1 protein-coding gene is annotated in these 1717 nt (G+C 71.1%); it reads right to left on the reverse strand.

Annotated elements, in window-relative coordinates; genetic code table 11:
- Window positions 1–111 precede the first annotated feature (111 nt).
- Window positions 112–1365, reverse strand: a complete 1254-nt coding sequence (locus G6030_RS09570) for a pyridoxal phosphate-dependent aminotransferase (protein WP_007630401.1) — start codon at window positions 1363–1365, stop codon at window positions 112–114.
- Window positions 1366–1717: the final 352 nt, after the last annotated feature.

The raw sequence follows: 1717 nt of genomic DNA on the forward strand, positions 1-1717 counted from the left end.
CGCCGCACACCGCGCACCGACCGTCTGACCGACGGGCCGCGGCCCGGGCCGGCCTCGCAGCCAGGGCGGCTCGCGGCCACTGCGTCCCGCGGGGCGAGGTCGCCCTGTCGGCTACTGGCGGTAGGACGCCAGGAAGTTGCCGATCCGCTCGATGGCCACGCCCAGGTCCCGCGCCGCGGGCAGGGTGACCACCCGGAAGTGGTCCGGGTTCGGCCAGTTGAAGCCGGTACCCTGCGTGACGAGGATCCGCTCACGCTCGAGGAGGTCGAGGGCGAACAGCCGGTCGTCGTGGATCTCGTGTACCTCGGGGTCCAGCCGCGGGAAGACGTAGAGCGCGCCCATCGGCCGGACGCAGCTCACGCCCGGGATCGAGTTGAGCTTCTCCCAGGCGATGCCGCGCTGCTCGTGCAGCCGCCCACCGGGCTCGATGAGCTCGTTGATCGACTGGTAGCCGCCGAGCGCCACCTGGATGGCGTGCTGGGCGGGCACGTTCGGGCACAGTCGCGTCGAGGCGAGGAGTTCGAGACCCTCGAGGAACCCCGCGGCGTGGGCCTTGGGGCCGGTGATCGCGACCCAGCCGGCCCGGTATCCCGCCACGCGATACGTCTTGGACAACCCGTTGAACGTGAGCACCAGCAGGTCGTGCGCCAGCGTCGCGATCGAGGTGTGCTGGGCCTCGTCGTAGACGATCCGGTCGTAGATCTCGTCGGCCAGGATGAGCAGGCTATGCTCCCGCGCGAGGTCGACGATCCCCTGCAGGACCTCTCGCGAGTAGACCGCGCCGGTCGGGTTGTTGGGGTTGATCACCACGATGGCCTTGGTGCGCGGGGTGACCTTGGAGGCGATGTCCTCCAGCGACGGGTTCCAGTCGTTGTCCTCGTCCGCGAGGTAGTGGACCGGCTTGCCGCCCGCGAGCGAGGTCATCGCGGTCCACAGCGGGTAGTCCGGGGCCGGGATGAGGACCTCGTCGCCGTCGTCGAGCAGCGCCTGCATGGTCATCGTGATGAGCTCGGAGACCCCGTTGCCGAGGTAGATGTCCTCGACGTCCAGGTGGGGGAAGTCGGGGACGAGCTCGTAGCGCGTGAAGATCGCGCGGCGGGCCGAGAGGATGCCCTTGGACTCCGAGTAACCCTGCGCGTGGGGGAGCGCGGCGATCATGTCCCGCATGATCACGTCCGGCGCCTCGAACCCGAACGGCGCGGGGTTGCCGATGTTGAGCTTGAGGATGCGGTGCCCCTCCGCCTCGAGCTGGTTCGCCCGGGCGAGCACCGGCCCGCGGATCTCGTAGAGGACGTCCTTGAGCTTGGAGGACTGGTCGAGCGTGCGCGGCTGGCGGAGCGTGCGTCCCGTGGTCTCAGGAGTCATACCTGCTGATTGTGCCACCCGCCTCGTCGTGCCCGGCGTCACGGATCCTGCCGAGGCCATGCGGCGGCACAGCCGCGCGCGAACATGGCGTCTCGCGCGCACCGGGGGACGGGCCGGACGCCATGGTGAGGGGCGACGACCCGCTCCGCGTGCATCGACGGGTGCGAGACGCCAGGGACGGGAGCGGCTGAGACGGCGCGAGCAGGAGCGAGACGCCAGACGCGAGCGCGAGACGCCAGGCGTGGGAGCGGCTGGGTGCGGCGCGCGGGAGCGGCTGGGTGCGGAGCGGGGGAGCAGATGCGTGCGGCGCGGCGGGGCGTGCACTCGGGAACGGCCCAAATGCGCCGCGGCC

The organism is Dietzia sp. E1 (assembly GCF_014145015.1).
Taxonomy (GTDB): domain Bacteria; phylum Actinomycetota; class Actinomycetes; order Mycobacteriales; family Mycobacteriaceae; genus Dietzia; species Dietzia cinnamea_A.

Bases quoted from the DNA above. Each gene is read 5' to 3' on its own strand.
- G6030_RS09570 (WP_007630401.1), bottom strand. From the start codon at position 1,365: ATGACTCCTGAGACCACGGGACGCACGCTCCGCCAGCCGCGCACGCTC.